The sequence below is a fragment of the Candidatus Competibacteraceae bacterium genome, from assembly GCA_016713505.1.
Taxonomy (GTDB): domain Bacteria; phylum Pseudomonadota; class Gammaproteobacteria; order Competibacterales; family Competibacteraceae; genus Competibacter_A.
Window position 1 is genome coordinate 926,493 of record JADJPA010000001.1, and the last position, 26,668, is coordinate 953,160.

The 26,668-nt window shown below is 58.6% G+C and carries 28 protein-coding genes; 12 read left to right on the forward strand and 16 right to left on the reverse strand.

Annotated elements, in window-relative coordinates; all coding sequences use genetic code 11:
• Positions 1–6: 6 nt before the first annotated feature.
• Genes cobM through IPK09_04270 form a run of 4 tightly spaced genes read right to left on the reverse strand, consistent with a single transcriptional unit; the run spans position 7 to position 2,491 of the window.
• A complete protein-coding gene (cobM, locus tag IPK09_04255; protein ID MBK7982829.1) occupies positions 7–804 on the reverse strand; it encodes a precorrin-4 C(11)-methyltransferase in 798 nt (265 codons plus the stop codon).
• Positions 801–1,310, reverse strand: coding sequence for a nitrous oxide reductase accessory protein NosL (locus tag IPK09_04260; protein ID MBK7982830.1), 510 nt, complete (start codon positions 1,308–1,310; stop codon positions 801–803). Before IPK09_04260 ends, cobM begins: the two co-directional genes overlap by 4 nt.
• Positions 1,307–1,936: a nitrous oxide reductase accessory protein NosL gene (locus tag IPK09_04265; protein MBK7982831.1), complete on the reverse strand. Its 630-nt coding sequence runs from the start codon at positions 1,934–1,936 to the stop codon at positions 1,307–1,309. The genes IPK09_04260 and IPK09_04265 overlap by 4 nt, the downstream gene beginning before the upstream one ends.
• Positions 1,937–1,996: 60 nt before the next feature.
• Complete coding sequence (locus tag IPK09_04270; protein MBK7982832.1) at positions 1,997–2,491, reverse strand: TlpA family protein disulfide reductase; 495 nt, start codon at positions 2,489–2,491, stop codon at positions 1,997–1,999.
• 84 nt (positions 2,492–2,575) lie between these two features.
• On the opposite strand from IPK09_04270, the gene IPK09_04275 reads away from it, so the two are divergent.
• Positions 2,576–3,238 (forward strand): response regulator transcription factor, encoded by a 663-nt coding sequence (locus tag IPK09_04275; GenBank protein ID MBK7982833.1) that lies wholly within the window; start codon positions 2,576–2,578, stop codon positions 3,236–3,238.
• 10 nt (positions 3,239–3,248) lie between these two features.
• Here IPK09_04275 and IPK09_04280 read toward each other — a convergent pair whose 3' ends face one another.
• Together IPK09_04280 and IPK09_04285 are read right to left on the reverse strand one after the other, a co-directional pair.
• Positions 3,249–3,566 carry a DUF615 domain-containing protein gene (locus IPK09_04280; GenBank protein ID MBK7982834.1) on the reverse strand — a complete coding sequence of 106 codons (318 nt, stop codon included), beginning with the start codon at positions 3,564–3,566 and terminating at the stop codon, positions 3,249–3,251.
• Between the two features lie 101 nt (positions 3,567–3,667).
• Positions 3,668–4,105 carry a CBS domain-containing protein gene (locus tag IPK09_04285; protein ID MBK7982835.1) on the reverse strand — a complete coding sequence of 146 codons (438 nt, stop codon included), beginning with the start codon at positions 4,103–4,105 and terminating at the stop codon, positions 3,668–3,670.
• 697 nt (positions 4,106–4,802) lie between these two features.
• Here IPK09_04285 and IPK09_04290 point away from each other — a divergent pair.
• The 5 genes from IPK09_04290 (at position 4,803) to dnaE (ending at position 12,271) form a co-directional block, all read left to right on the forward strand.
• Positions 4,803–6,605 (forward strand): acyl-CoA dehydrogenase C-terminal domain-containing protein, encoded by a 1,803-nt coding sequence (locus IPK09_04290; protein MBK7982836.1) that lies wholly within the window; start codon positions 4,803–4,805, stop codon positions 6,603–6,605.
• A gap of 96 nt (positions 6,606–6,701) precedes the next feature.
• On the forward strand, positions 6,702–7,109 hold the full coding sequence (locus tag IPK09_04295; GenBank protein ID MBK7982837.1) for a hypothetical protein: 408 nt from the start codon (positions 6,702–6,704) through the stop codon (positions 7,107–7,109).
• Between the two features lie 84 nt (positions 7,110–7,193).
• On the forward strand, positions 7,194–8,036 hold the full coding sequence (locus IPK09_04300) for a DUF72 domain-containing protein (GenBank protein MBK7982838.1): 843 nt from the start codon (positions 7,194–7,196) through the stop codon (positions 8,034–8,036).
• Positions 8,037–8,165: 129 nt separating this feature from the next.
• Complete coding sequence (gene rnhB / locus IPK09_04305; GenBank protein ID MBK7982839.1) at positions 8,166–8,759, forward strand: ribonuclease HII; 594 nt, start codon at positions 8,166–8,168, stop codon at positions 8,757–8,759.
• Entirely contained in the window at positions 8,756–12,271 is a 3,516-nt protein-coding gene (gene dnaE / locus IPK09_04310) for a DNA polymerase III subunit alpha (GenBank protein ID MBK7982840.1), read from the forward strand. The genes rnhB and dnaE overlap by 4 nt, the downstream gene beginning before the upstream one ends.
• A gap of 30 nt (positions 12,272–12,301) precedes the next feature.
• Here dnaE and IPK09_04315 read toward each other — a convergent pair whose 3' ends face one another.
• The 4 genes from IPK09_04315 to IPK09_04330 are packed head-to-tail and all read right to left on the reverse strand — an operon-like array spanning position 12,302 to position 15,167.
• Positions 12,302–13,228 carry a hypothetical protein gene (locus IPK09_04315; GenBank protein MBK7982841.1) on the reverse strand — a complete coding sequence of 309 codons (927 nt, stop codon included), beginning with the start codon at positions 13,226–13,228 and terminating at the stop codon, positions 12,302–12,304.
• The gene (locus IPK09_04320; GenBank protein ID MBK7982842.1) at positions 13,221–13,994 is read right to left on the reverse strand and encodes a trypsin-like peptidase domain-containing protein; all 774 of its coding nucleotides are present in this window, start codon (positions 13,992–13,994) and stop codon (positions 13,221–13,223) included. The genes IPK09_04315 and IPK09_04320 overlap by 8 nt, the downstream gene beginning before the upstream one ends.
• 24 nt (positions 13,995–14,018) lie before the next feature.
• Positions 14,019–14,321, reverse strand: coding sequence for a hypothetical protein (locus IPK09_04325; GenBank protein MBK7982843.1), 303 nt, complete (start codon positions 14,319–14,321; stop codon positions 14,019–14,021).
• Between the two features lie 12 nt (positions 14,322–14,333).
• The gene (locus tag IPK09_04330) at positions 14,334–15,167 is read right to left on the reverse strand and encodes an SDR family oxidoreductase (protein ID MBK7982844.1); all 834 of its coding nucleotides are present in this window, start codon (positions 15,165–15,167) and stop codon (positions 14,334–14,336) included.
• A gap of 203 nt (positions 15,168–15,370) precedes the next feature.
• Here IPK09_04330 and IPK09_04335 point away from each other — a divergent pair, with 203 nt between their 5' ends.
• Positions 15,371–16,576, forward strand: coding sequence for an FAD-dependent oxidoreductase (locus IPK09_04335; protein ID MBK7982845.1), 1,206 nt, complete (start codon positions 15,371–15,373; stop codon positions 16,574–16,576).
• Positions 16,577–16,639: 63 nt separating this feature from the next.
• Here the strand turns inward: IPK09_04335 and IPK09_04340 are convergent, their stop codons facing one another.
• From IPK09_04340 to IPK09_04360, 5 genes are all read right to left on the reverse strand, one after another.
• On the reverse strand, positions 16,640–17,074 hold the full coding sequence (locus tag IPK09_04340; protein MBK7982846.1) for a hypothetical protein: 435 nt from the start codon (positions 17,072–17,074) through the stop codon (positions 16,640–16,642).
• A 536-nt stretch (positions 17,075–17,610) separates the two neighbouring features.
• Positions 17,611–18,039 (reverse strand): hypothetical protein, encoded by a 429-nt coding sequence (locus IPK09_04345; protein ID MBK7982847.1) that lies wholly within the window; start codon positions 18,037–18,039, stop codon positions 17,611–17,613.
• A gap of 239 nt (positions 18,040–18,278) precedes the next feature.
• Entirely contained in the window at positions 18,279–18,617 is a 339-nt protein-coding gene (gene grxD / locus IPK09_04350) for a Grx4 family monothiol glutaredoxin (protein ID MBK7982848.1), read from the reverse strand.
• Positions 18,618–18,741: 124 nt separating this feature from the next.
• The gene (locus IPK09_04355; protein MBK7982849.1) at positions 18,742–20,538 is read right to left on the reverse strand and encodes an N-acetylglutaminylglutamine amidotransferase; all 1,797 of its coding nucleotides are present in this window, start codon (positions 20,536–20,538) and stop codon (positions 18,742–18,744) included.
• 33 nt (positions 20,539–20,571) lie between these two features.
• Positions 20,572–20,937: a BON domain-containing protein gene (locus tag IPK09_04360; GenBank protein MBK7982850.1), complete on the reverse strand. Its 366-nt coding sequence runs from the start codon at positions 20,935–20,937 to the stop codon at positions 20,572–20,574.
• Between the two features lie 262 nt (positions 20,938–21,199).
• On the opposite strand from IPK09_04360, the gene IPK09_04365 reads away from it, so the two are divergent.
• The 5 genes from IPK09_04365 (at position 21,200) to IPK09_04385 (ending at position 25,027) form a co-directional block, all read left to right on the forward strand.
• Complete coding sequence (locus IPK09_04365; GenBank protein ID MBK7982851.1) at positions 21,200–21,778, forward strand: superoxide dismutase [Fe]; 579 nt, start codon at positions 21,200–21,202, stop codon at positions 21,776–21,778.
• A gap of 314 nt (positions 21,779–22,092) precedes the next feature.
• Positions 22,093–23,034: a hypothetical protein gene (locus IPK09_04370; protein ID MBK7982852.1), complete on the forward strand. Its 942-nt coding sequence runs from the start codon at positions 22,093–22,095 to the stop codon at positions 23,032–23,034.
• The gene (locus IPK09_04375; GenBank protein ID MBK7982853.1) at positions 23,034–23,561 is read left to right on the forward strand and encodes an ATP/GTP-binding protein; all 528 of its coding nucleotides are present in this window, start codon (positions 23,034–23,036) and stop codon (positions 23,559–23,561) included. Before IPK09_04370 ends, IPK09_04375 begins: the two co-directional genes overlap by 1 nt.
• A gap of 99 nt (positions 23,562–23,660) precedes the next feature.
• Positions 23,661–24,416: a hypothetical protein gene (locus IPK09_04380; GenBank protein ID MBK7982854.1), complete on the forward strand. Its 756-nt coding sequence runs from the start codon at positions 23,661–23,663 to the stop codon at positions 24,414–24,416.
• Positions 24,417–24,667: 251 nt separating this feature from the next.
• Entirely contained in the window at positions 24,668–25,027 is a 360-nt protein-coding gene (locus IPK09_04385; protein MBK7982855.1) for a hypothetical protein, read from the forward strand.
• A gap of 131 nt (positions 25,028–25,158) precedes the next feature.
• Here the strand turns inward: IPK09_04385 and IPK09_04390 are convergent, their stop codons facing one another.
• Complete coding sequence (locus IPK09_04390) at positions 25,159–26,595, reverse strand: sigma-54-dependent Fis family transcriptional regulator (GenBank protein ID MBK7982856.1); 1,437 nt, start codon at positions 26,593–26,595, stop codon at positions 25,159–25,161.
• Positions 26,596–26,668 lie beyond the last annotated feature (73 nt).

A 26,668-nucleotide genomic window follows, 5' to 3' on the forward strand; every position in this document is an offset into this window, starting at 1 on the left:
TCAGCGCTAAGCCCGGCCGTTTGACGGTTTACCGCCTTGCTCATCCGCCTTTGCGTTCGCTCGATACCACTCGGCGTGTTCGGCGCTGTAGAGGTAAGACGGCGGAAACCCTGCCGGCTGAAGCACCCGCCCGACCAGAATCAGCGCGGTGCGGGTGAAGCCTTGCAAGGCCACCTTTTGGGCGATATCGGCCAGCGTGCCGATCACGCCATCCTGATCCGGCCAGGACACGCGGTGCAATACCGCCGTCGGGCAGTCCGCGCCGTAGTGCGGGATCAGTTCGGCGACGATCTCTTGCAATTTGTCCACGCTGAGATAAATCGCCAGCGTGGCTCGATGGCGGGCCAGTTCGGGTAGGCTTTCGCCCTCCGGCATCGGGGTTTTGCCGGCGTGGCGGGTCAGGATGATGGTCTGGCTGATACCGGGCAGGGTCAGTTCGCGCCCCAGCAGCGCGGCCCCGGCGAAGGCGGCGGTCACGCCTGGCACCACTTGGTAGGGAATTCGGTACTTTTCCAATTCGCGCATCTGTTCGCCGATGGCGCCATACAGCGAAGGGTCGCCGGTATGCACCCGCGCCACGTTCCAGCCTCGTTCGTGCGCGGCGCGGATGCGGGCGATGATCTCCGTCAAATCCAGATCGGCGGTATTGACGGTTTCGGCAGCGGGATTGGCCGTCAGGACAACTTCTTTCGGCACCAGCGAGCCGGCGTATAACACCAGCGGGCATTCGCGGATCAAGCGCTGGCCCTTGACGGTGATCAGTTCGGGGTCGCCAGGACCGGCGCCGATGAAATAGACGGTCATTCAAATTTCCCGTGGTCGAGGTTGTCCAGCGCTGGCGGGGTGAGCTCATCGAAGCGGAGAATGCGCTTGCCTTTATGGTCCCGCTGAAATTCTTCCGCCTCCGCCTGGGTCGCCAGCGGCACCGGTTCGTGGCCCATCGGCCCCAGCACGTCGGAGCCGATCACATACCACGCGGCGCGGGCATCGAGCCGCTTCACGCCGTAATAGTCGGTGACGCCGGTGACCGCGATGTCGGCCTGGGTGTGGTCGGGTGCGTATTTTGGCAAATTCAGCAGGTATTTGAACAAATCCTTGGCGCCGTCGAAATGATGGACGTGGCCGTCTTTGTACAGCACCGTCGCCACCCAGTCAGGATAGCGGCTGACGAACATTCCACAGACCGGGCAGGTGTCCTTGGACCCAGGGGCGGGCAGTTGTAGCTCTTGACTCCAGGCTGGCGACCGGCTGAGCAGCCATAGCGCCGCCGCCAGCCAGCCAGCACCCAGTAGCGAGGCGCTCGGTTTCATCGACCGTGTCCGATCCCGTGCTGTCGTTGCTCGGCCCGCTTCTTGCGGATCATCAGCGTATCGCCGGCCATGCTTTGATAAGCCGCTTTAAGCGCGGCATCGAAATCGCCCAGCTCGCCGCCTTGTTCGGCTTTGGCGGCTTTGGCGGCGGCTTGGGAAGCAAAGGCGACCTTGCTTTGAGCCGTCATCACGCCCGGCAGCTTGGAGCCGATGAGGTAGCTTGCGCCGTCCGCGTCGAACAGGGGTTTGGGGTCGGTTTTCGCACCGAAATCAGCGGCGTAGATGGCTTTCGGGCCACGGTCTAGATTCAGTGCCAAGCTGACTGCGGCGCAGTGCAAAGAGCAGGTCGCGTCTGTCAAGTCGTCCTGGTAATGCACCAAGTGGCGGCTGTGGTGGTATTGCTGGCGGTCCATGCCGCAATACGGACATTTCGGAAATTTGGCGATATCGTCGTTTTGCGGGTTGGCGTCCGGCGCGGTTTTGGGGACGAATTGCAGCGGCGTACCCTCGTTTTCACATTTCGTGGCGAGAGCCGGTGGGCTTAGGGTGGCGATGCCCGTGGCAGCGCCCGCTGCGGCGAGCAGACGGAGCAGCTGGCGGCGTTCGGGATTAGGGTTATTATTCATTTAAGGTGATCTCCCAACTCTTAAAAAGCGTCGCTAGTATACCGTGACCCCGGAAAAACCTTACAGTAAGCCCGCTATTTCCTCGGCGAAAGCCTCGGGTGTGGATTCGCCGATGATCCGGCCGCGAATGACGCCTTTTCGGTCGACGATATAGGTGACCGGCAAGGCCATGACCTGATACTGGCGCGTCACCTCGCCCTGCCGGTCGAGCAGTACCGGGTAGGAAATACCCAGTTGGTTGACGAACGGTCGGACCGTATCCGGCGGTTGCAGCACGTTGACGGCCAGGACCGTTAAGCCTCGGTCGCGATACTGACGATACACCGGCTCCAGCGCGGTCATTTCGCTGCGGCAGGAGGGACACCAGTCGGCCCAGAACCGGATGGCGACGACTCGGTTGGCGTATTGGTCGGGATAACGGACTGCCGCGCCATCCAGTCGGTCCAACGCGAAAGCGGGAGCGGTGGAGCCGATGCGCAACGCCGGCAGCGCTTGTTCGCAAGCGGCCAGCAGAGCGAGCAGCAGAATAGCCGTCAGGGCTAAAAACGGTCTCATGGTGGAATCGCGCCTCGTCCAACACGGTCTAAAGGTTCAGGTTTGCGAATAGCGAAGCATAAACGACTTGGCCGGGTGGCGAACATGCGTGTGTTGTTGGTGGAAGACGATGCCATGATCGGGGAGAGCTTGCGCAAGGGCTTGCGGCTGGAAGGCTTCACCGTGGATTGGGTTCGAGACGGGCGCGGCGCGGAACTGGCCTCGGAAACGACCGATTATGCGCTGGTGCTGCTGGATTTGGGGTTGCCGAAAAAGGACGGCTTGAGCGTGCTGCGCGGCTGGCGCCAGCGCGGCTCGACGGTGCCGGTGCTGGTGCTGACCGCGCGTGATGCGGTGGCGGATCGGGTCGTGGGCTTGGACAGTGGGGCGGATGATTATCTGGTCAAGCCGTTCGATTTGAGCGAGTTGCTGGCGCGAATGCGCGCGCTGCTGCGACGGCGGGCGGGGCGGGCGCGCGCTTTGCTTGAAACGGGGGTGTTGCGGCTCGACCCGGTCGCCCGCAGCGTAGAGCATTGCGGTCAAGCGGTTGCCTTGTCGTCGCGAGAGTTTACCCTGCTGCACGCGCTGATGGAAACACCAGACGCGGTGTTGTCTCGCGAGCAGTTGGAGGATCGGCTCTACGGTTGGGGAGAAGAAGTGGAAAGCAACGCTGTCGAGGTGCATATCCACAACCTGCGCCGCAAGCTGAACCCGCAGCTGATCCGCACCGTGCGCGGAGTCGGTTATCGGTTGGATGATGGCGCCTGAACCTTCGGCGCTAGCGGCGGGCTGTCGTCATCGTGAGCAGCACCGCGCGGATCGCCGCCGTTTCCGACTCATCGAGCTGTCGCATCAGCTTGCCGATCAGTTGCAGTTGTCGCTTGTGCGCCCCGCGTTGCGGCGTGGCTTGGGCTGCCTTTATCGCCGCCAGCAGTTCGTCCGATAGCGGCGCGTGCTTCAACTGGGTCGAAGTGAGTTTGACCAACTCTTCGCCCAAGTCTTGCAGGGCGGTCGCCTCGCGCTTGCGCTGGCTTTTACTCGGCGGGCGGATGAAATCCCCGTCTTGAGGGCCGTCATCGAACCCAGGATCGGCCATGGTGTTCCTACGGATTATTTTGAACCATAACGCAACGGCCCCGCCCGAAAAAGCGCCGGACAGGGCCGAGGTTGCATCGCGTGATCAAGCGAAGGCGACCGTCACGCCATGATCGCGCGCAGGTGCTCCCGCTGCTTTAAGGTCGCTTCGAATTCCTGCTCCTCCAGCGCCAGGGCATCGCGCGCGGAAACCATGCCCAGCGGCTTGCCGTTTTCGGCCACTGGAACGTGGCGGAACCCGTGTTCGTACATCAGGTGCAAGGCGTACAAAAACGGCTTGTCCGGATGCACGGTGACCGGATCGAGCGTCATGACCGTGGACAGCGGGGTGTTGTCCGGGTCGAGCCCTTCGGCGATCACCCGAAACAGCGCGTCCCGCTCGGTGAAGATGCCCACCAGGTGGCCGTGTTCCACGACGAGCAAAGCGCCGACGCGAGTTTGCCGCATCAAGCGTGCGGCTTCGCCCACGGTGGTTTTCGCTTGCGCGGTGGCCAAGACTTTTTGGTGAGCGACAATGCTGCGGAGAGTGCGTTGAGGCATCGTAATATCTCCTGATCTTGAGGGAAAGTAGAGGTAAAAAAGGTGATTCTCCTCAAATTTGCCAAAGTCTCTCAAGGCGTTGAGAGCCTTGGCTTATCTCTCTCGGTGATCGGGTTTTTTTACGGGAATCCGTTAGTTCTATTTCCCATCTTATACAAAATTTTTGACGGTTGCACGACTTTTTTCTTGCGGTTTTATGATGGGCTTATTCATTGTTATCGCGTGTTTTCAAATTATGGATTGATTAAAAAGAGCCTTAATTTATATTTATATGATTGATTTATAATCAATAATTTTAGAATAAAACAAGCGTGTAAATCCTGTGGTTATTTCTGATTCAGCGGCTTTTGATGCATTAAAATGGTGCATTCAGGGATTGAGTCTAATGCATCGAGAGCATCTTATAAAACTAAAAGAGGCTGAATGGGAGATGAACAAACCTATCTCGCAAGAGTTTGATCGAGGTATTGGGAGTGTTTAATTAGGGCTGGATGGGGCCTGCGCCGCCGCCCGCGGACGCGGTGAAAGACCGGCTCATCGCCGCGATCGCGCCGGTTTGGGCGCTTCAGACCGCCGGCTGTTAATAGTCGGTCGGACGCGCTAACCTAGAATTGATCGGCCATCGCGGCCAAGCGTCGGTGGCCGTTGGTTGGACCGTGGCTTTTCGAACGCTCGACCGCAACCCAGGATCACGCTCATGCCCAGCTATACCGCTCCCGTGCGCGACATGCAGTTCATTTTGCACGAGCTGCTCAAGATCGAACGCTATCACGAGGTTCTCGCCGGTTTTTCGGAAGCGACCCCGGACACCGTAACCGCCATTCTGGAAGGCGCGGCTCAGGTCAGTCAGGAAATCCTGCAACCGCTCAATCAAGTCGGCGACCGCGAAGGCTGCCGGTTGGAAAACGGTCAGGTCATCACGCCAGCGGGGTTCAAAGCTGCTTACCAAGCCGTTGCGGAGGGCGGTTGGACCGGCTTGACCGGCCATCCAGATCACGGCGGCCAGGGTCTGCCCTACGTGCTGGGGCTGGCGGTCAACGAAATGATGGCTTCCGCCAACATGGCGTTTACCATGTACCCCGGCTTGACCGGCGGCGCCATGGAAGCGATTGAGATCGGCGGCACCGCAGCGCAAAAAGCGCTCTATTTACCGAAGATGGTTTCCGGTCAGTGGACCGGCACCATGAACCTGACCGAAGCGCATTGCGGCACCGATTTGGGGCTGCTGCGCACCAAGGCCGAACCGCGGGCGGACGGCAGCTATCGGCTGACCGGCTCCAAGATTTTTATTTCGGCCGGCGAACACGATCTGGCCGAAAACATCATCCATCTGGTGCTGGCCAGAATCCTCGGTGGGCCGGACGGGGTCAAGGGCATCAGTTTGTTCATCGTGCCTAAAATCCTGGTTAAGCCCGACGGCGGTCTGGGCGAGCGTAATGCGGTGAGCTGTGGTTCCATCGAGGAAAAAATGGGTATCCACGGCAATTCGACCTGCGTGATGAATTACGATGGCGCGACCGGCTACTTGATCGGTGAGGCGCACCAAGGTCTCAAGACCATGTTCATCATGATGAATGCGGCGCGGTTGGGCGTGGCGGTGCAAGGCTTGAGCCAGGCTGAGGCCGCTTATCAGAACGCGCTGGCCTACTGTCGGGAGCGCTTGCAGGGACGCTCGCTGCGCGGGCCGAAATTTCCCGACCGGCCGGCCGATCCCATCATCGTGCATCCCGACATCCGCCGGATGCTGATGACGGTCAAGGTGTTCAAGGAGGGTGCCCGCGCCTTGGCGTACTGGGCCGGATTGACGGTGGACATCATCCGCAAGCATCCCGAATCCGAGACCCGCCGCAAGGCGGAGGATTTGTTGGGCTTGCTGACGCCGGTCATGAAAGCCTATTTCACCGACATGGGGTTCAACGCCGCGAATCTGTGCCTGCAATGCTTCGGCGGGCACGGTTACATCGCCGAATGGGGCATGGAGCAGTTCGTGCGCGACGCCCGCATCACCCAGATTTACGAAGGCGCCAACGGCATTCAGGCGTTGGACTTGATCGGCCGTAAACTGCCGGCCAACAAGGGGCGGGCGATCCAGTTTTTCTTTGCGGTCGCGGGCGAATTTTGCGAGAAGTACCGGGACAACGCCTCGCTGTCGCCGTTCGTCAAGCCGCTGGCCGGCGCGCTGGAACAGCTGGTCGAGGCCACCCGCTGGCTGATGCGACATGCGATTTCCGATCCGGATAACGGCGGCGCGGCGTCGATGGATTATCTGTACATAATGGCGCTGGTGGCGCTGGGTTATCAGTGGGCGCAGGTGGCCCGCATCTGTCAGAACCAGCTTTCCAATCCCGATGACGACAGCTTCGACCGGCGGTTTTATCAGAACAAACTGGTCTGCGCGACCTTCTTCATGGAAAAGGTATTGCCGGAAACGACAGCGCATCTAGCCAAGATCAAAGCCGGTGCCGATTCCTTGATGACGCTGCCGGCCGATGCGTTTTAGGATTTTATGGAAGCGGCTACACTCTAAGTCGAGCAAGATCTCTGTCTTGCTCGTTTGGCCATCGATAACGGTATTACTTTTAGGGAAGCCCAAACCATGTCTAAAATAACTTCGACCCTGATGGCGGTAACGCTCGGCGCAACGTTGGCCGGCTGCGCTCCCCCGCCTTCCTATTACACGACGCAGCCGATGCATCAGTCGACCCGGCATGAAAGGCTATTGATGGATGCTGGGTTCAACGTCCGGCAGGCCGACAGCCCGCGCCGGGAGGCGCTCCTGAACCGGTTGCCGCCGAACCGAATGCTGGTGCGTTATCGCAACGAAAGACCTGTCTACGTCTATTCCGACCCGCAATCCTGCCGCTGTTTGTATGTCGGCAACGAGAGGGCTTATCAGAACTATCGCCGCTTGGCCAGCGAACAAAATTTGGTTGGCGATCAATATACGGCGGGACGGTACGACGAGCCCGGCGCGGATTGGGATGCCTGGGGATCGGATTGGTAAGTTGATTTGATAGCTAACACCGGGCAACTCCGGCGGATCGATTGGCGGGTTGCGGCCTAACTCGTGGCGCTGGCTCGCTATCACCTGGGTTGTCCGGTTTGGAGCAATCGCGATTGGGCCGGTAAACTATTTACCGCCGATGCCAAGCCCCGCGATTTTCTGCGGCAGTATTCCGCGGTGTTCGACACCGTGGAAGGCAACAACTGTTTTTACGGGTTGCCGAAACCGGAAACCGTGCTGCGCTGGCGGGATGAAGCCGCACCGGGCTTTCGGTTCTGCTTCAAATTCCCGCGCGCGATCAGTCACGATAGGCGCTTGCGCGAAACGGCGGCGGCAACGACTGAATTTGTCGAGCGCCTGACCCCGCTGGCCGAGGCGGGCCGGTTGGGACCGAGTTTCCTGCAATTGCCGCCCGGTTTTGGTCCGAAGGATCTAGCGGCATTGGGCGACTATCTGAGCGCGCTCCCCCAGGATTTTCAATGCGCCGTCGAAGTGCGGCATCCGGCCTTCTTCGCCAAGGGCGAGGAGGAACGCCAACTGAACCGGCTGTTGCTGGAACGTGGCGTGGATCGGGTGATGCTGGATAGCCGCTCCTTGTTCGCCGCCGATCCGGTCGATGCCGACACGCGCGGCGCGCAAAGCAAGAAACCCCGCTTGCCGGTCCATGCCATCAGCTTGGGACCGCGCCCGTTTATCCGCTTCATCGGCCAAGACGAGCCGGAATTGAACCGGCTTTTTCTGGAGCCTTGGCTGGATAAGCTGGCCTTGTGGCTCGGTGAAGGCCGAGAACCTTATGTGTTCATGCACACCCCCAACAGTCGTCGGGCTCCAGAGTTAGCGCGGTTGTTCCACGAGCTGCTGCGGGCGCGCTGTTCGGATGTCGGCGAGTTGCCGGCTTGGCTTGGGGAAGTCCAGCCGACAGCCTAATCGGAATCGCTTGAGAGGGCGGCCAACGCGAGCGCGGCGCTCGGTTGCGAGCGGATCGCGACGCTTCGAAAGGATCGATTGGATTAAACTTAGCGCTCTTGCGTCGCTTCGGTTGAATGGATAGCCGCCATGACTGATTTCCTGTTGATCGCCGGCGTGGACGAAGCCGGACGCGGTCCTTTGGCCGGACCCGTTTTCGCCGCCGCCGTTATCCTCGATCCCGCTCGGCCGATCGTGGGCTTGGCCGATTCCAAAAAACTCAGCGCGGCTCGACGCGAGCGCTTGGCCGATGAAATTCGCATCAAAGCGTTGGCGTGGGCGTTGGGCTGGGCCGACGTGGCAGAGATCGATCGGATAAATATCCTGCACGCTTCGCTGCTGGCGATGCGGCGTGCGGTGATGGCGTTGAGCGTGATGCCGGAACGAGCGTTGATCGACGGCAATCGCTGTCCTGTTCTGACCTGTCCCAGTCAAGCGATCATCCGAGGCGATAGCAGCGTGCCGGCCATCAGCGCGGCCTCGATTCTGGCCAAGGTCGCGCGGGATGCAAAGATGTGCCAATTGCATGATTGTTATCCCCAATACGATTTTGCCCGCCACAAAGGTTACCCGACCGCCGCTCATTTGGAGGCGTTGCGCCGTCATGGGCCTTGTCCCGAACATCGCCGTTTTTTCGCGCCCGTCGCGGCCTGGTGGCAAACGGTTTTAGAGGTTTCGTCATGACCGCGCCCTTCGTCCACCTGCGCTTGCACACCGAATATTCGCTGGTCGATGGGTTGATCCGCATCAAAAAGTTGGTCAAAGAGGTGGCCCTCGCCGATATGCCGGCCGTCGCGGTGACCGATATGAGCAATCTGTTCGCGCTGATTAAATTCTACAAGGCGGCGCTCGGCGCGGGCGTCAAGCCCATCGTTGGGGTGGAGGCGTGGGTAGGGCGGAATAACGAGTCCTTTCGCCTGGTGCTGCTCTGTCAAAATTTGAGCGGCTATCGCAATCTGACTCGACTGGTGAGCCGCAGCTTTCTCGAAGGCCAGCAGCGCGGCGTACCGGTGATCGACTACGCCTGGCTGGATGGCAATACCGAGGGCTTGATTGCGCTGTCCGGCGGTCGTGACGGCGAGCTGGGGCAGGCGTTGCTCAACGACCGAGGCGAACAGGCGAAGCGCGATCTGGCCGGTTGGCGGCGGCTATTCCCCGACCGCTTTTATCTGGAAGTGCAGCGCACCGGCCGTCCGCAAGAAGCCGAATATCTGGAAGCGGCGCTGGATTTGGCGGCGGCGACCGGCACTCCGCTGGTGGCGACCAACGACGTGTGTTTCCTCCAGCGCGACGATTTCGAAGCGCACGAGGCGCGGGTGTGCGTCTATGAGGGCGCGACGGTGGACGATCCGCGCCGGCCGCGCCGTTACAGCGAACAGCAGTATTTGCGCACTCCGGCGGAGATGGCGGAACTGTTCGCCGATCTGCCGGAAGCGCTGGAAAACAGCGTCGAAATCGCCCGCCGCTGCAACCTGCGCCTGGAATTGGGCAAAAACGTGCTGCCGGATTTTCCGGTGCCGGCCGGCCTGACCGCCGAGGCGTATTTCTCCACCCAGGCCCGCGCGGGTCTGGAGCAACGCTTGCGGCGGTTGCTCGATCCCGCCGCGCCCGATTTCGCCGAACGCCGCCAGCCCTACGACGAACGGCTGGCGGAAGAACTCGGCGTCATCATCCAGATGGGGTTTCCCGGCTATTTTCTGATCGTCGCCGACTTCATCCGCTGGGCGCGCGAAAACGGGGTGCCGGTCGGGCCGGGGCGCGGTTCCGGCGCGGGTTCGCTAGTCGCTTACGCGCTCGGTATCACCGATCTGGACCCGCTGGCTTACGATCTTTTGTTCGAGCGCTTCCTGAATCCCGAACGGGTGTCGATGCCGGATTTCGACATCGACTTTTGCATGGAAGGCCGCGACCGGGTGATCGACTACGTGGCCCAGCGCTACGGTCGCGACCGAGTGTCTCAGATCGCCACCCACGGCACCATGGCGGCCAAGGCGGTGGTGCGCGACGTGGGCCGGGTGTTGGGCCATCCCTACGGCTTCGTGGATCGCATCGCCAAGCTGATTCCGTTCGAGATCGGCATGACGCTCGACAAGGCCATCGAGCGGGAAGCGGAGCTGCGCCGGTTGTACGAGACCGATCAGGAGGTGCGAGCCCTGCTCGAACTGGCGCGCAAGCTGGAAGGGTTGGCGCGCAACGTCGGCAAGCACGCCGGCGGGGTGGTGATCGCGCCGTCCGAACTGACCGATTTCTCGCCGCTCTACCGGGAACAAGGTGATGATTCCAGCCTCATCACCCAGTTCGACAAGGACGATGTGGAAGCGGCCGGGCTGGTGAAATTCGACTTCTTGGGTCTGCGGACGCTGACGATCATCGATTGGGCGGTGCAGACTTTGAACGAGCAGCGCCGAGCTGCGAGCGAGCCGCCGTTGGATATCACCGGGATTCCGCTGGTGGATCGGGAGGCGTTCGATCTGCTGAAACGCCATCAAACCACGGCGGTATTTCAGTTGGAATCCAGCGGCATGAAGGATTTGATCCGCCGGCTGCAACCGGATTGTTTCGAGGACATCGTGGCGTTGGTGGCGCTGTTTCGGCCGGGTCCGCTGCAATCGGGCATGGTGGACGACTTCATCGACCGCAAGCACGGCCGCGCCCGCATCGAATATCCGCACTCCGCGCTGGCGACCATTCTCAAGCCGACCTACGGGGTGATTCTTTATCAAGAACAAGTGATGCAGATCGCCCAAGTGCTGGCGGGTTACACGCTGGGCGGCGCGGATTTGTTGCGCCGGGCGATGGGTAAGAAAAAGCCCGAGGAGATGGCCAAGCAGCGCGAAATTTTCGTCAAGGGCTCGGTCGAGCGGGCGGTCGAGCCGGAAACGGCCTCTTATATTTTTGATTTGATGGAGAAATTTGCGGGCTACGGGTTTAATAAAAGCCATAGCGCCGCCTACGCACTCGTTTCGTATCAAACCGCTTGGTTAAAAGCGCACCATCCGGCGGCCTTCATGGCGGCGGTGCTGTCGTCGGACATGGACAAGACCGACAAGGTGGTGGTGTTCATCGAGGAATGCCGGCGCATGGGTCTCAAGCTTGCGCCGCCGGACATCAACCAATCCGAATACCGGTTTACGGTCGGCGAGAGAGGCGAAATCCGCTACGGTTTGGGCGCGATCAAGGGGGCGGGCGAGGCGGTTATCGAACATCTTGTGGCGGAACGGCGGCGGGCGGGTCCGTATCGAGACTTGTTCGATCTGTGCCAGCGCGCTGATCTGCACAAACTCAACCGCCGGGTGTTGGATGCGCTGATCCGCTCCGGTGCGTTCGATGCGCTCGGCCCCAACCGCGCGACACTGGACAAGCACCTACCGGCGGCCTTGCAACTCGCCGAGCAACATTCCCGCAATGATTCGGCCGGTCAGAATGACCTGTTCGGCTTGGCCGCCGCCGAGAAAACGCCGGCGCAACCCTCGGCGGTCGCCGATGTGGCGGAATGGGATGAAGAGCAGCGCTTGCGCGGCGAAAAGGAAACGCTGGGCGTTTATCTGACCGGCCATCCGATTCACCGGGTTGCGGAGGAATTGGCGGCGCTCAACACCACGCCGTTGCGGACCGTGATGGAAAATGGCGGCTCGCGCCGGAACGGCAATCGTCAGGTGCTGATCGCCGGCTTGGTGGTCAGCGTGCGCACCCGCAACGCCAATCGGGGCGGTCGGATAGCGTTCGTGGTGTTGGACGACGCCAGCGGTCGCCTGGAAATCCGCGTCTTTCCCGAAACCTACGAACGTTACCGCGCCTTGATTGTGGAGGATGCCATTTTGGTGGTGCAAGGCGCGCTGGGTTGGGACGAGTTTAATCAAACCACCCGCTTGAACGTTGAAGGGGTGTTGAGCTTGGAAAGCGCGCGGGCCGAATACGCCCGGCGGTTGGTGCTAAAGATCGATGGCGAACGGCTCGAATCGGAAACGTTGCGGCAACTCGCGCAGCTTTTAACCGAGTATCGGTCGGAAGGGCGGTGCGCGGTGTGGGTGGATTATCTCGGCTCCGGCGCGCGGGCGGAACTGGCGTTCGGATCGACTTGGCGGGTCAGACCCGACGCCGGCTTGCTCGATCGGTTGCGCGAGTTGCCCGGAGTGGAAGCGGTGCGGCTGGGGTATGAAGCCCAGCCCAGCATGGAGCGCAATAGTTTGGCTTGAATTCAGCTTCAATGCGCATGGTGTTCCCCCTCAAATCATTGAATGCGAGAGCGTCGAATAATCGGCAACCCAGCGGCGCATCAGTTCCACGCTGTAGCGGCATCGGCCGTTGCGGCAATTCACCACATCGTGGCGTTCCAGCGCGTCTAAAGTATCCGTAAAGGATGCGGGATCGAGGCCGCTTTGCTCGCGCAAAATCGCTGGGTCCAGGCCGTCGCCATGCGGGGCCAGCAGTTTCAATAAGGCTTGTTGTCCTGGCGGCGCTTCGCCGGCCTGCGCCCAGATGCCGTTGAAATAGACGTGGCCGTTGAGGTAGAACCGGGACTCTTCCACCATCAAAATGTAGCGGCGCGGCGGCGCGGCCTGTTTCAGACGGGCTAGCAGACGGCGCAACGCCGCCAGCGGATGCTGTTCGTAATCCTGCGGCGCGGGCTCGGCCAATCCGTTCGGATCAGCTTGCCAAAGGGCGAAGGCGATGGCATGGCAGAGGTCGCGCAAGCCTTCCGACCAATCGACGATTTGCAGGTTCAAGAAGGCCAGCCGGGTATCGTCGCCAAGTTGGCACAGGTGCGCCACGTTGCGGGCGATGCTGGTTTTTCCCATGCGCCGGTGGCCGAAAATGACCAGCGAATCCCGCTGCCCCGGTTTGGTCCAGGCGGCTTCGATCTGGGCGAGAATGTTATAGCGGCCGATCAATCTGGCGGCGGGCACTGGAGCGCCGACGATGTAGGGGCTGGCGACGGTTTCGCAAACATTCAGAGAACCGACAGTGCTAGCGCTCGCCAGGATGATTTCGAGCCATTGGCTGGCGATTTTCTCCAGTTGGGGGCGTTCCGGTGTGGGGCAATCGACGGATTCCACCGAGAAAAAGTGCAATTTACCGCTGGCCCGATTGAGCGCACTGTTGCGTTGTCGGGTGGAGCGGGTATTGAGCACTAAATTGATGTCCTTAGCCACCTCCGTTAGTCTGTCGAAAGCAACACGTACTTGCGGGCGTAAATGCTCTTCTTTCACAGAAAGAGGCGGTTGCCAGATAGCAATTTGTTCCAAGGTCTGACAATGATGCGGCCTGCCAGGGAATCCACCGCCGCTGCTCGGCGTTGAGACAATCGAGCCAATCGCCGTGCCGTTGATGGAAAGACTGCTGCAAGTTTCGCAGATCGTAACCGGACGGAATGCAAGCAAGCGGAACCGCTCGGCCGCCCAAATCGCTGTCGAGATCCCGCGAGCTTTTCACGATTCCGCAGACGCCGCCGGTGCGCAGATTGAGCAGCGGAGCGCCGCTCAAACCGGGGCGAGACTGACCCTGTTTGAGTTTCAACAGCGACCCCGGCCCTACATCGGTTGGCCCCTCGTATGCGAAAGTCGCCGAATCGCCGCGCGGATACTGATCGGTATAGCCGTAGCTGTACAGACTGTCCCCTAACGCGATGTCGGAATTCAGATAAACACAGGGATGATCCCGCAAACCATCACAGCACAGCAGCGCCAAATCGGGAAAGGGCTTGGGCAAAAATTCGACGATCCGTCCCGGATAAATCTCCCGATCGCGAGCGATTTCAACCGTGACAGACCGAGCGTGAGCCGTTTCGACCACATGCGCGCAAGTCAGCAGCAAGCCGGGAGCGATCCAAAAACCCGTGCCTTGACTCTCATCCTGTGGGACGCGCAACCGCACCGTGCAGCGGCGTAAAAGGTCATCGAGGTCCTGCGATGGTCCCATGCTTCAATTCCCTTCGGTTCACCGTCAAGCGCCCCATTCCAGGGTGATCTTCAACGTCGCCGTGCCGGTGCCTTTCACCAGCAGCGCGGTTAACGCACCGGACTCCACGGCCACTTCAAGACCAAACTCGACGCTGGCCTTTTTCGGCTTGACCTTTTGCAAGGCCGCGTTCAAGGAACCGGCGATACCTTCGATGGTGTCTGCAATCTCGTCGAACGATAGCGGCTTGATCGCTACGTCTTTATGGCCGCCCAGTATCGTGGCGGCTACCCGAATTTGGGTGCCGTTAGCTAATCTTACGGGAATCAATTCTTGCCTGGTTAGCATCGGTGAGATCTCCTACGTAGTCCGGGATGCGGTCATCCCCGCCGCCATCAGTTGGGTCCACGCGCCAGAGCCGGGCAGATTTTGCCCGCCGTCGGCCACGATCAGCGCGCCGGTGATGTACGACGCTAAGGGCGAGGCCAGAAACACGCTCAACTGCCCGATGTCGTCCGGCGTGCCGAAGCGGCCCAGCGGAATCATCCGTTTCAAAGCATCGGCGCTGCCTTCCGGCACCAGCCGCCGCACGCCCTCAGTTCCTTCAATCGGGCCAGGCGCAATGCTGTTGCTGCGGATGCCGAAGCGGCCCCATTCCAACGCCAGATTGCGCATCAAATTGTCGATGCCGGCCTTGGCCGCGCCGACGTGCGCTTGAAAAGCGTAGGGCAAAAACGCCATGCCCGCCGAGATGAAAATGATGTTGCCCTGGGTTTCCTTGAGCTGTTCGAAGGCGGCCCGACAGCTATTGAACGAACCGAGCAGGTCGATGTCCACCACCGCCTTGAAGCCGTTGGGGCTGATCTGTTCGGCGGGGGCGGGAAAGTTGCCGGCCGCGCCGCAGATCAGGGTCTGGATCGGACCCAAAGCCTCGCGCGCGTTCCGCATGGCGGTTTCCAGCGCGGCATAATCGCGCACGTCGGCGGAATGCGCCGACACCCGCGCACCGAGCGCTCGCAGTTCCGCCGTGGCGGCGTCCAGCTTTTCTTGCGAGCGGCCAACGATGGCGAGCTTCGCCCCGACCGCCGCGAAATTGCGGGCGATGCCGAGGTTGATGCCGCTGCTGCCGCCGGTGATGAAAACGGTCTGGTTTTCAAACAGGTCTTTAGCGAAATAACGGGTGAGCGTCGTCATGATGTGACCTACCAAGGTTGGATAGATTCAGCGATTCACCACAGTTTGCGCCATGCTACCCTCAGAGGCGAGAGGTGTGAGGAGACGGCGGTTTGACGAATTGGGGTGCGGCGGTGCCGAGTCGTTGCCACAATGTGCTCGCTTGACCGTTCCGGCGCGCGTACCGAGAATCGAAGACCTCAACTTTTGTTACGGAGTCGATCATGGCCGACTATGACCTGCTGGTTGTTGGCGCCGGCGTCAGCGGCCTCAGCATGGCCCACTACGCCGCCGAAGCAGGGTTGAAGGCGCTGGTGTTGGAGGGGGAGGAACGACCGGGTGGCTGCCTGCACTCGCATCGCTTCAGCGGCGAATACAAGGGCTTTTGGATCGAGCTGGGCGCGCACAGTTGTTTCAATTCCTACGGTAATCTACTGGCTATTTTGGAGTCTATCCAGGCGCTCGATCATTTGCAAAAGCGCGCCAAGGTCGGGTTTCGGCTGTTCGCGGACGGCGCGGTTCGCACCATCCCCTCGCAATTGTATTTTTCGGAATTGTTGCTGGCGCCGTTTCGGTTGATTGGATTAAAAAAATCCGGTCGCAGCGTAGCTGGCTATTTCGGCCGGATCGTCGGAGGGCGTAATTATGCGGCCGTTTTCGGGCCAGCCTTCAATGCGGTGATCTGCCAGCCGGCGGACGATTTTCCCGCCGAGTGTTTGTTTCGGTCACGCCAGCGCCGCAAGGACCTACCGCGCAGCTTCACGCTGCCCGGCGGGCTTCAAACCGTGGCCGATATCTTGAGCGCACAGCCGGAAATCCGAATCGAATTCGGTCAAAGGGTGCGTGAGTTACAGCGCGTGCCAGAGGGGTTCAGCGTTCGCACCGATCGGGCTGACTATCAGGCTCGCGCGCTCTGCTTGGCAACTCCGGTGGCGGTCGCCGCCGGACTACTGCGCTCGCTGTTTCCGACGGTTGCGGAACGCTTGCAAGCGATCGAGACCGCTACCGTGGAGACGGTCGGGGTGGCATTACCCGCCGACCGGGTGCGCTTGCCACCGGTGGCGGGTTTGATCGGACGGAACGAGCCATTTTATTCGGCGGTGTCGCGAGATACCGTGCCGGATGTGCGTTTTCGAGGATTGGCCTTCCATTTCCGCCCCGGCGCGCTGGATGAGCAGGGCAAACTAGAGTGTATCGCTCGCGTGTTGAGCGTATCAAAAAACGAGTTGCATACGGAAAATTTGGCCTTCAAGATCAATCAGTTGCCCGCATTGCGGACCGATCACGGCGCACGGATCGGGCCTGTGGACGCAGCGCTGGCCGGAACCCGTCTGGCGCTGGTCGGCAACTATTTTAGCGGCGTCGCCATCGAGGATTGCGTGACGCGCTCGCGCGCCGAGTTCGAGCGACTGAGGCGCGAGGGAGTGTGAATGGCGCGGATGACGGCCGACCGTTCGGCTTGTGAAGGTCGGCGCCATCCGAGCGACGGTGGTTCAAAAGGCAGGATAAAGCGTCGTGGTTTCACCGGCGGCGGCGGTCATGTTTTCGCCGGCGCACCAACTCTCGTCGTTGATTAAGAATTTGAAGGAGACCTTTTTTTCAGGTACTGCGTTGGTGGTCCAAACCCAAACGTCGTTGCCGGCGTTTTCCATTTGAGTGCCTTTTTCCCAGCGGAGGCCGCCGCCTTCACCCCGAATAAACAAGCTGTTACCGTGCCCAACATCGTATTTGGCGACGACCACGGTGACGGAGGGTCCAGCGGCCTTGGCGGTTTTAGCCGCAGCTGGTTTTTTGTCGGCTTTGGCGGTGGCGGCCGCCGGTTTGTCGGAAGACTTAACGGTGGATTTAACGGTCTTTACCCCTGCATCCGTCGCCGGTTTCTCGGGTGGCTTGGCGGCGGTTTCCACCGGCTTGGCGGCGGTTTCCACCGGCTTGGCGGCGGGTTTTAGCGCCGGTGCAGCGGCGGCGGGTTTTTCAACTTTGACGGTTTTTTTCGGGTCCTTGGTGACCGGCGGAGTTGCAGTCGACTCTTTCTTTTTTGGCATGATCAATCCTCGAAGTCGCTTGATGAAGTTCGAAATACGGCCTTACGCCTTCCCTTATCGCTACTGGTCTGAGTCTAACTCAAGCTTGAAGCAGTCTCCAAGCCAGAGACCATACGATTTCACATGACACAGATAAATGTAGACCTTTTTCCCGCGATGTCCTGATATCCGCGTTCGTTCGATCCTTTGCAAGGCCCTCATTTTGAGTGCTGTCCGCAAGGTGGCCGGGTCGGGAAGCAGGGATAACCAGCCTTGCGATGGACCGGCGGTGCTAAATGTAAAGCGCCACTTTTCGCACGACGCATCGAGCCGCCAGTAAAACCGATCCAGGCGGACGCTTGAATGAGGGAACCCATCGCGCGGCAAAAGGGCAGGGGCGATAAGCGCAAAGGCCGGCCGAACCGCTCAAGTGGAAAGGTTTATGGAAGCAGGGCGCAGCCGCGACCGTAGTGGCCTTGCAAATCCTGCCAGGACTCGAACGAATACTGCCGGAGTTCGTCGTTGCGGGTCAGTGAGGTAGTCGCGCCGGCGGGATCGAGCACCGCCAAGGTGTTGCCCGGCGTCGGTAAATGGCGGGCATCCAGCAGAGCGATCGCCTGATGGGCATAGCGACCATGAGCTTGCTCGCCGACCCCGATGGGGTATAAGCGAAATTCCTTGAGGCGGGCCTTTCGGGACAAAAAATGCAGGAGACGACGCGCCATACCTTCGTCATCGTCGAGTGGGTCGGTCGGATCGTCGTTCAGGAAAAAACGGCTATAAACCTGTTCGATCCGGCGCAATTCCTTGGCTCTGGCTGGATCGACCGCATCGAACTGCTGGGCGATTTCTTGCAAAATGCTGGACATGGCGCCGTACCTCGCTCGACTGAGTAGTAAGCCGATGTTTTTTTACGGAAAAAATTCCAGGCCGCCGGGTCAATTCAAACAGGTGACTGCTATGAAACAAGAACACGTTAAATATTGCATTAATAGATAAATTGTAGCATAAAAGGAGCTGTTGGCTAGTGGAGGCTGAAAAATTTCTGAGCGTTCACAAGCAAAAAGCCCGGCGAACCGGGCTTGGAAACGGCCGATCACTTCGTGTCTTAGGTGGGTGAAGCGCCGGCTTTGGAAATGGCAGCCTCCATCAACTGTTTTAACTCACCGTTTTGATAGAGTTCCAAGGTGATATCACAGCCGCCGATCAACTCGCCGTTGATGTAGATCTGCGGAAAAGTGGGCCAGTCGGCATAGCGCGGCAGATTGTCGAAAATGGCTGGATCTTCCAACACATTGACATAAGCGAACGGAAAGCCGGTCGCCGCCAGCGCCTGAGAGGCGCGCTGGGAAAAGCCGCAGCGCGGCATGTCGGGGGTGCCTTTCATGTAGATCACCACCGGGTTGGATTCGACCTGCTGCCTGATGACTTCCAAAACCTCGTCCATTGGGAATACCTCGACTTGGGAGCGGTTGGGATAGAGAAAGGATGCGATAGACAGGATGAGCACGCTTTGCTTAGACCGAGAAGACCGGCAAGATGTTGCTCGCTGGCCGCTCGCCGGAGCTGTTTTAAGCGGGCGTGTTTCGGGTCGCGCGGTCCACGTTGGTTTGCAGCCACAATTCCAGCAGGGCGGAATGCCACAACTTGCTGCCTAGCAACCGGGTCAAATGCGCTTCGGGTTCGGCCAGCAGCGTGTCCAGATAAGGCCGTTGGAACAGCCCGCGTTCCCGGCAGGCGCGCGAGGCGATGATGTCGCGCATGAAGTCCAGAAAGGGTCCGCGCACGAACTTGAGAGCCGGCACCGGGAAATAACCCTTGGGTCGGTCGATCACCGCGTCAGGAAGCAACCCACGGGCGATTTGCTTCAGCACGTATTTACCGCCGCCGCCGATTTTCAACGCCGGCGGTAACTGCATCGCCAGTTCCACCAGTTCGTGATCGAGAAAGGGCACGCGCGCTTCCAGGCCCCAAGCCATGGTCATGTTATCCACCCGCTTGACGGGATCGTCCACGATCAGGGTGGTGACATCCAGGCGCAGCACTTTATCGAGATAATCCTCAGCATCCGGTTCGGCCAAGCGTCCGGTGATCAAGTCGGCGGTATGGTCGGGACCGTGATACGCCGGGGCGACCGTCTCCAGCCATTCGCCGTGCTCGCGGTCGAAATAATGCCGGCGAAACCGCTCCAGGTCGGTGCCGGTCTCAGCGACCATGCGCGGGTACCAGAAATAGCCGCCGAACACCTCATCCGCGCCTTGGCCGCTCTGCACCACCTTGACCGCTTGGGAGACGCGCTCGGACAGCAGGAAAAACGCCACGGCGTCCTGCCCGACCATCGGTTCGGCCATGCAGGAGACCGCTTCCGGCAGCCGCTCCAGCACTTGGGAATTGGGGATCAGGTACTTGTGATGGCGGGTCTGATAGCGAGCCACCACTTGGTCGGAATATTCGAACTCGCTGCCTTTCTCCTCCGGCTGATCTTCGAAACCGACCGAGAAGGTCAGCAGATCCCGCACGCCGGTTTCGGCCAGCAAGGCCACCAACACGCTGGAGTCCAGGCCACCGGACAGCAGCACGCCGACCGGCACGTCGGCGATGTCGAGCCGTCGCCGCACCGCCAGGCGCAGCGCTGTATGAACGGCCTCAGTCCACTCGGCTTCACTGCGTGTTTCAATCGGACGGACGGCGCGCAGCCGCCAGTAGGCTTGATGGTGTTCGCGACCGTCGGCGTCGATGGTCAGGGTGGTTGCGGGCGCCAGCTTGCGGATGCCTTGCAGGATCGTGCGCGGGGCCGGAATGACGGCATGAAGGGTCAACTGGTGGTGTAGCGCCACCGGATCGATGGCGGTATCCACATCGTCCGCTTCCAGCAGCGCCTGACTGTTGGAGGCAAAGCGAAAGACGTTGGGGCCGCGACTGTAATACAACGGCTTGATGCCCAGCCGGTCGCGAGCCAGGAACAAGCGGCGCTCCCGGCTGTTCCAAAGGGCGAAGGCAAACATGCCGATCAGGCGTTCGACGCAGCGCTCGCCCCATTCGGCATAGGCTTTGAGGATGACCTCGGTGTCCCCGTCGGAAAAAAAACGATACCCCTGGGCCAGCAAGTCGCGCCGTAATTCCCGGTAGTTGTAGATGGCGCCGTTGAACACCAGCGCCAGCCCGAGTTCCGGGTCAATCATCGGCTGATTGGAACGCTCGCTGAGGTCGATCACCGACAGGCGCCGATGTCCTAACAATAATGAGCCATCGGACCATAACCCTTGATGATCGGGGCCGCGCCGGGCGAGACGGTCCAACATTCGCCCCATCAATCCCAAATCAGGTTGGCCGCCGTCGAAACGCAGCTCGCCGCCGATACCGCACATACGGGTTTCTCGCGGAAATATAGGTAAGAGCGATTATTGCGGAAAATTGAGATTGGCGGCTCTGACAGGGGGGCGCACGCCCGGCACGCCCCGCGCCAGCGACGTTGCCCGATTGTAACTTTGGGCGTTGGGGACGTTGCCGCTCAAGGTCACCACGCCGTTTTCCGAGCTGACACTGATATTGGCGGCGGCCAGTTCGGGATCCTGTTTGAAGGCGTCTTTAATGGAAGAGGTAATTTCAGAATCGCCTACCTTAGGCCCGCCTCGGTTGCCGCTGAGGCTCGCCGTGCTGGAGCTACTGCCGTTGTCACTGGAGCCGCCGCCTCCCAGGCCCAGGCTGGAGCAGCCCGCGACGATCAGGGCGGCTAGAAAAGCCAACAAGAGATAGATTTTGGTCATCAATCAAGCTCCTTGAGCGTGGAACACGGGGTGCGCGGAAATGCTGGCCAATCGGTCCGAACGCAGCGGCGGCAAGAATAACATACCCATACCCCTTGTAACCCGCATTGCTTCGCTTGGAGCCGGGGTCTAGACTAGGCTGACGTTCGCTCGCAAGCGCCATCATCAGCGGCGCACTATCCAGTAATCGTCGCCGACTCAGTTCGAGACGATTAATCCGCAAACTCTTACATCACCCAACCGGTAAATGGAGAGGCAATCCATGATTCACCAACTGCCCGAGCTTCCCTATGCCAAGAACGCCTTGGAGCCGCATATCTCGGCTGAGACCTTGGAGTATCACTATGGCAAACACCATCAAACCTATGTCACCAATCTCAACAACCTGATCAAGGGTACGGAATTCGAAAATTTATCCCTCGAAGAGATCGTGCTGAAGTCGTCCGGCGGTATTTTTAATAACGCCGCGCAGGTGTGGAACCATACCTTTTACTGGAATTGCCTCAAACCCAACGGCGGTGGCGAACCGACCGGCGCGTTGGCTGAAGCGATCAACAAGAAATTTGGCGCGTTTGCGGCCTTCAAGGAGGAATTCACCAAGCTGTCGGTGGGAACCTTCGGCTCGGGCTGGGGTTGGCTGGTTAAAAACAGTGACGGCTCCCTGGATTTGCTGAGCACCTCCAACGCCGGAACCCCCGCGACTTCCGGTAAGAAGGCGCTGTTGACCTGCGATGTATGGGAACATGCCTACTACATCGATTACCGCAATCTACGTCCTAAGTATCTGGACGCCTTCTGGAATCTAGTCAATTGGGATTTTGCGGCCAAGCAATACGCCTGAACCGGAATGATTAGGGTAAGCTGTTGATTGGTTTGCCCTAATCGCTCGGCTTCGTTAAGTTGCCGCAAATTTGCGAACAAAGTCGCAAATTTTTTACGAAAAAGCTAGATTTTCTTAAATTTTATATCTAGAATTAGGTACTACGGAATTAGAGCAGCACCTATTTGCCACAGGTGGCTGAATACTCGAACCCAATTTTTTAGCGAAATCAAAGCTATTGCAACCGTAAAATATTGTCGATGCCACAGAGACTCCAGCTTTTCTCCAGCCAGCTATCTCGAAGCAACTTGCTAACTCTAAAAGTTTTTTTAGAGATGACCAAGGCTGATGAGGCGGTGAGTTGGGAGCATACCGACGATTTGGAAGCGGCGTCAGCCTTGTTGATCGATGCGGATAGCGAGCTAGGGAACCGTCAATTAAACGAATGGGCTTCCAAGGGCAAGCGTCAGGTATTGCTCGCTTTTAGCAGCAGGAGCGGGGGGTTTCCAGCGAATGTGCTGGTCGTGCCGCGACCGTTGCGTTCCGCTGAATTGATTCCCGTTTTACAGCGGGCGGGCAAGCAGTTTCTCAATTTTTTCCAGCAAAATCAGTATGGCGTTTCCCAGTCTTCACCTGGGTTAGCGGATGAAAAAGGGGCTGCGGCGGTAAGCTTGCCCGTTAAAACTCAACGGGTTTTAGATATTCTGTATACCCATCAAAATAAGGTATTGAAGGTTAGCGATAAAGCGGGGCGTTCGGTGATTTTCGAGATGGAGCGCCGGCGGTATTACACAGGCAACCTCATTCAAATGGAAGTTGAGGATTTGATTGCATCGCCGGCTAATAATGTGCGGATACAAGAGTTCGACAGCGATGAGTTCGCGAGGGAAGCGCCAAGCCTTAAACCGCAAGACCTTGAGCCTCCGCTTTGGACGGCGGCCTTGGCGGTTTCGAACGGTCAATTATTTGAAGGCTTGTCGTTGGCTGATTTCTACCGATTAAATCGATGGCCTGACCTAAAAAAATTAGGCCACGATCCGCTGCACTTGAAGCTCACGGCATTGTTGAGGCGCGGCGGGACCATTGAGTATTTTACCGAATTCACTAAAGAGCCGAGAGAAGACGTTGTGGACTTTATCAATGCCTGTCGCGCTTTGAATTATTTGGAAATCCAGGTAAAGTCGATCGAACCGATAAAAGTCCCCGAACAACCTCAGCAACAAACTACCGCCAAGCGCAGTTTGTTGAGTAGAATTCGCAGTCGGCTAGGAATCTAATGAAACAGATCAAATTTATTTTTACCGGTCCGCCTGGCGCTGGAAAAACCACGGCGATTGCTTCGATTAGTGAATTTCCGCCGGTTTCCACGGATGTGTTTTCTACCGATGGCTTATCAGCGGTTAAGGAAAAAACCACAGTCGCCATGGATTTCGGACAAATTACCTTGGATAACGGCCAAAAGATTGGCTTGTACGGGACTCCGGGCCAGCAGCGTTTTAAATTCATGTGGGATATTTTGGTTCAGGGCGGATTGGGTCTCATCGTGTTGGTTGATAATCGGCGTCCAAACCCGCTTAAGGATTTGGGAATTTACCTGGATAATTTTGCCGATTTTATTAAAAAAACTGATGCGGTGATCGGTGTGACTTGTTCGGATATCAAGGATACCCCCAGCCTTGATGACTATCAGAATTTTTTGCAAGAACGCGGTCAGATTTATCCAATTTTTGCCGTTGATGCACGTAACAAGGACGATGTGATTTTTTTGTTGAATGCGCTGTTGACCTGCTTAGAAACGACCTAATAGGTAAGCCAGCGGAATTTTTGCCAGCTTTGCTGGGGCTTGGAGTGGCAATGGGTATTCAGTATCTGCTTGATGCGAGCGTACATTAAGCGATTTATCATGAAGCTAAAAAAAGGTGGTAGATTAGCTTCGCTTTTGTTTGGTTTTAGGAACCGAAATAAGGAACAAAGTGCTGTTGCTCCAGAAATCATCAGCGAAAGCGGCGCTGGCTTGCAGCGGTTGGAAGGGTCGGAGCTCGCCAACGAACCGGCTATCGATAAAGCGCCTAGTGACGAACCGGTTGGCGCTCGACCCGATCCAGAACAAGTAGATATAGCCGACTATGCGGGCTTTGAAGCGCTAGCGGGCATTGATGCATTTGAAGGTTCATCACTGACTACTTCGAATGAATCCATCAATCATGCAACCGAATTGAAAATTCAGGAATCGATTATGGAGAACGCCGACTACGAAGAACATGATCGCCTCATTATCAACTACACCCGATTACAACTGACGCAATGTGAAAGGCAGCTGAAAGAATTTATGCAGCTCTGCCCTGGAGCTTATGGCGCTTTGATTTCCACCGTCGACGGTCATGAGGTGGCCTACACGCTCAAGCGTGATTTGCCTCCTCACAAAATATCGACCATGAACAGCTCTTTGCTGGCGCTCGGCGAAAGCATCGCGCGGGAATCGCAGCAGCAGCTTTGTCAGTTTGTCATCGTGGAAAATAGTAATGGTCGAGTGGTTTCTTTGAGAATTAATGACTTGCTGATGTTGACCTGCATTTCTTCAAAGGAAATCAACCTTGGCATGTTATTGAGTGTGGGGCGGAATACAGCAAGCACATTGCAGCAAATTCTTTCTGAATAGAGAGAGTTTTTAACGCGCTTAATAATGTTGAGCAGTTATTATAATTATGATGTTGGTTATTAGGCTGAATCATTTTACAGTCGCTAGCCACAACATGGCTTGAACGGGCGTATGGTAAGATACAGTTCAAGCGCTTTGGAATAGAGATCACTAGAGTTTGGTATTAAGGTCAGAGTGTATTTGCGTGGCACTCTGAGCGTTTTATACGCAAAAATTTAATCTTTTTTTAATCGTTAGGAAGGAAAACTGTTATGGCTTCAATCAAAGAATCTATCGATCAACTGCTGGCTATGGACGGCGCCATGTGCGTCGCTGTCGTCGATGCCAACAGCGGCATGGTGTTGGGGACCGGCGGATCGGGTCTGGATTTGGAAGTGGCCGCCGCCGGCAATACCGAGGTGGTGCGTTCCAAGCAGAAGACGATGCGCGCCTTGGGCCTCAAGGACGTCATTGAGGATATCCTGATTACCTTGGGCACTCAGTATCACATCATTCGCCCATCCGCGCGGCACGAAGGTTTGTTCGTTTATTTCGTGCTGGACAAGCAGCGCGGCAACTTGGCCTTGGCCCGCCGCAAGGTGCAGGATGTGGAAAAGGAACTGAAGGTCTAACCGCGGGTGATTTCGGTTTTCGCGCCTGCTCTTGGGCGCGTTGCCAAGTTTTTCTAAGGAGCCCCGCCTTCCGCGGAAGGCGGGGTTTCTCCTTTGTGGGTATGGTGCACGCCGTGTGCTCGCTGCGCTCATCAAGTGGTAAAAGTCATTTCGTTTGAAAGTTTTTTGCTGCCGTATAGATGCTTGCGCACCGTTCGTCGATCCAGTCCGGTGCGTCGGGCGACCTCCTCGTAATTGCCGCAGCGCTGGTAGAGCAGGGCGCAGTAACTTGCCAGCAGGCCGCGCGCATCCAAGGCTCCGGCTTGCAATTGTCGCCAAAGATCGTGGCCCGACGGCGCGGTCGCGCGCTCTTCGCTATAACGTCCCGTCAGCAGGATGCGGCGTATCGCCTGCTCCAACTCCCGCACGTTGCCCGGCCAAGCATACTCCGCTGGAAGATCGCGCCGCAGCGCGGTCAACACCAGATCGACCGCTTCTGAGCTGCTTGACCCCAACAAGCGCGTCACCAAGGCTTGCGCCAGCAAATCCAGTTCGGCGGGCATTTCGGCCAATCGTTGGCGGAGCGGTGGCACGGTGATCGCGTCGGAGCACAGCCGATAAAAAAAATCCTGCCGGAATTTACCCTGTTGGCGCAATTCGGCCAGCGATTGATGGGTGGCGGCGATCACCCGGCCGGAGAAGCGTTGTGGCTTGTGGCTGCCGACCGGCGTGAACGAACGCTCCTGCAACACCCGCAGCAATTTGATTTGGACGCTGAGGCTGGCGTCGCCGATTTCGTCCAGCAACAGCGAGCCGTAAAGACTGCAACGGGCGAATACGCCTTGATGGTCGTCCACCGCGCCGGTAAACGCGCCCTTGCGATGGCCGAACAATTCCGATTCGATCAGGCTTTCGGGAAATTCCGCCAGATTGACCGCGATAAACGTGTCGGTGACGCCGTGCTGGAAGCGGTTGCTGATAGGGTCGAACGGGATGAACACCGACCGGCCGATGGCCGCCGCCGCCGAACCTTTGCCGCTGCCGGTTTCGCCTAATAGCAGGGTCGAAAAATCCTCCATCCGATTCCACAAAAAACGCTCGTACACCCGCATGTCGCGGCCGAATACGTTGTTCCACAGCGCCCGTCGCAATTGGTGCATACAGGGGCTGGAACCGATCAGGGCGCTGTCGATGAAGGTGTAAGCCCGCCGGAGTTGGTAAAACAGCCCGAAATAGCGCACCGCCTCCGTTTGGCCGAAACCCTGTTCCCGCAGCAACGCCAGCGCTTTGTCAGCGCAGGGAATGGGAACGGACTGGCGCGGTTGGGCCAGTTCCCGTTCGATCGAGCGATCCAGCTCCGGCAAGAAGCGATGGTAGCCGCAGAACAGCCGGGCGTCGGCCAGCCATTGCCGTTCCTCGCCGGCGTACTGGGTCAGACTGCCGGCGTTGCGCTGGCTCAAGCGGTCGAGCCGCGCCGACAGTACTGGAAATAGCGCGGTCAGCGCATGATGGCCGTCGGGGATTGCCAAAGCCGACGCTGGAACCAGCGCCGCGACCTGCCGCCGGTTCACCTCGAACGGATTCGCCATGATCAAGGCGGAAGCAGCCGCCAAAAATTGCCGATCATCAGGATTCAAATGCAGTCGGGTACCTGCCATGCAA

Bases quoted from the DNA above. Each gene is read 5' to 3' on its own strand.
- IPK09_04270 (MBK7982832.1), bottom strand. From the start codon at position 2,491: ATGAGACCGTTTTTAGCCCTGACGGCTATTCTGCTGCTCGCTCTGCTG.
- rnhB (MBK7982839.1), top strand. From the start codon at position 8,166: ATGACTGATTTCCTGTTGATCGCCGGCGTGGACGAAGCCGGACGCGGT.
- IPK09_04330 (MBK7982844.1), bottom strand. From the start codon at position 15,167: ATGACGACGCTCACCCGTTATTTCGCTAAAGACCTGTTTGAAAACCAG.
- IPK09_04280 (MBK7982834.1), bottom strand. From the start codon at position 3,566: ATGGCCGATCCTGGGTTCGATGACGGCCCTCAAGACGGGGATTTCATC.
- cobM (MBK7982829.1), bottom strand. From the start codon at position 804: ATGACCGTCTATTTCATCGGCGCCGGTCCTGGCGACCCCGAACTGATC.
- IPK09_04380 (MBK7982854.1), top strand. From the start codon at position 23,661: ATGAAGCTAAAAAAAGGTGGTAGATTAGCTTCGCTTTTGTTTGGTTTT.
- grxD (MBK7982848.1), bottom strand. From the start codon at position 18,617: ATGGACGAGGTTTTGGAAGTCATCAGGCAGCAGGTCGAATCCAACCCG.
- dnaE (MBK7982840.1), top strand. From the start codon at position 8,756: ATGACCGCGCCCTTCGTCCACCTGCGCTTGCACACCGAATATTCGCTG.
- IPK09_04375 (MBK7982853.1), top strand. From the start codon at position 23,034: ATGAAACAGATCAAATTTATTTTTACCGGTCCGCCTGGCGCTGGAAAA.
- IPK09_04370 (MBK7982852.1), top strand. From the start codon at position 22,093: ATGACCAAGGCTGATGAGGCGGTGAGTTGGGAGCATACCGACGATTTG.
- IPK09_04325 (MBK7982843.1), bottom strand. From the start codon at position 14,321: ATGCTAACCAGGCAAGAATTGATTCCCGTAAGATTAGCTAACGGCACC.
- IPK09_04345 (MBK7982847.1), bottom strand. From the start codon at position 18,039: ATGTCCAGCATTTTGCAAGAAATCGCCCAGCAGTTCGATGCGGTCGAT.
- IPK09_04365 (MBK7982851.1), top strand. From the start codon at position 21,200: ATGATTCACCAACTGCCCGAGCTTCCCTATGCCAAGAACGCCTTGGAG.
- IPK09_04275 (MBK7982833.1), top strand. From the start codon at position 2,576: ATGCGTGTGTTGTTGGTGGAAGACGATGCCATGATCGGGGAGAGCTTG.
- IPK09_04260 (MBK7982830.1), bottom strand. From the start codon at position 1,310: ATGAAACCGAGCGCCTCGCTACTGGGTGCTGGCTGGCTGGCGGCGGCG.
- IPK09_04360 (MBK7982850.1), bottom strand. From the start codon at position 20,937: ATGACCAAAATCTATCTCTTGTTGGCTTTTCTAGCCGCCCTGATCGTC.
- IPK09_04265 (MBK7982831.1), bottom strand. From the start codon at position 1,936: ATGAATAATAACCCTAATCCCGAACGCCGCCAGCTGCTCCGTCTGCTC.
- IPK09_04355 (MBK7982849.1), bottom strand. From the start codon at position 20,538: ATGTGCGGTATCGGCGGCGAGCTGCGTTTCGACGGCGGCCAACCTGAT.
- IPK09_04290 (MBK7982836.1), top strand. From the start codon at position 4,803: ATGCCCAGCTATACCGCTCCCGTGCGCGACATGCAGTTCATTTTGCAC.
- IPK09_04335 (MBK7982845.1), top strand. From the start codon at position 15,371: ATGGCCGACTATGACCTGCTGGTTGTTGGCGCCGGCGTCAGCGGCCTC.
- IPK09_04385 (MBK7982855.1), top strand. From the start codon at position 24,668: ATGGCTTCAATCAAAGAATCTATCGATCAACTGCTGGCTATGGACGGC.
- IPK09_04320 (MBK7982842.1), bottom strand. From the start codon at position 13,994: ATGGGACCATCGCAGGACCTCGATGACCTTTTACGCCGCTGCACGGTG.
- IPK09_04285 (MBK7982835.1), bottom strand. From the start codon at position 4,105: ATGCCTCAACGCACTCTCCGCAGCATTGTCGCTCACCAAAAAGTCTTG.
- IPK09_04295 (MBK7982837.1), top strand. From the start codon at position 6,702: ATGTCTAAAATAACTTCGACCCTGATGGCGGTAACGCTCGGCGCAACG.
- IPK09_04390 (MBK7982856.1), bottom strand. From the start codon at position 26,595: ATGGCGAATCCGTTCGAGGTGAACCGGCGGCAGGTCGCGGCGCTGGTT.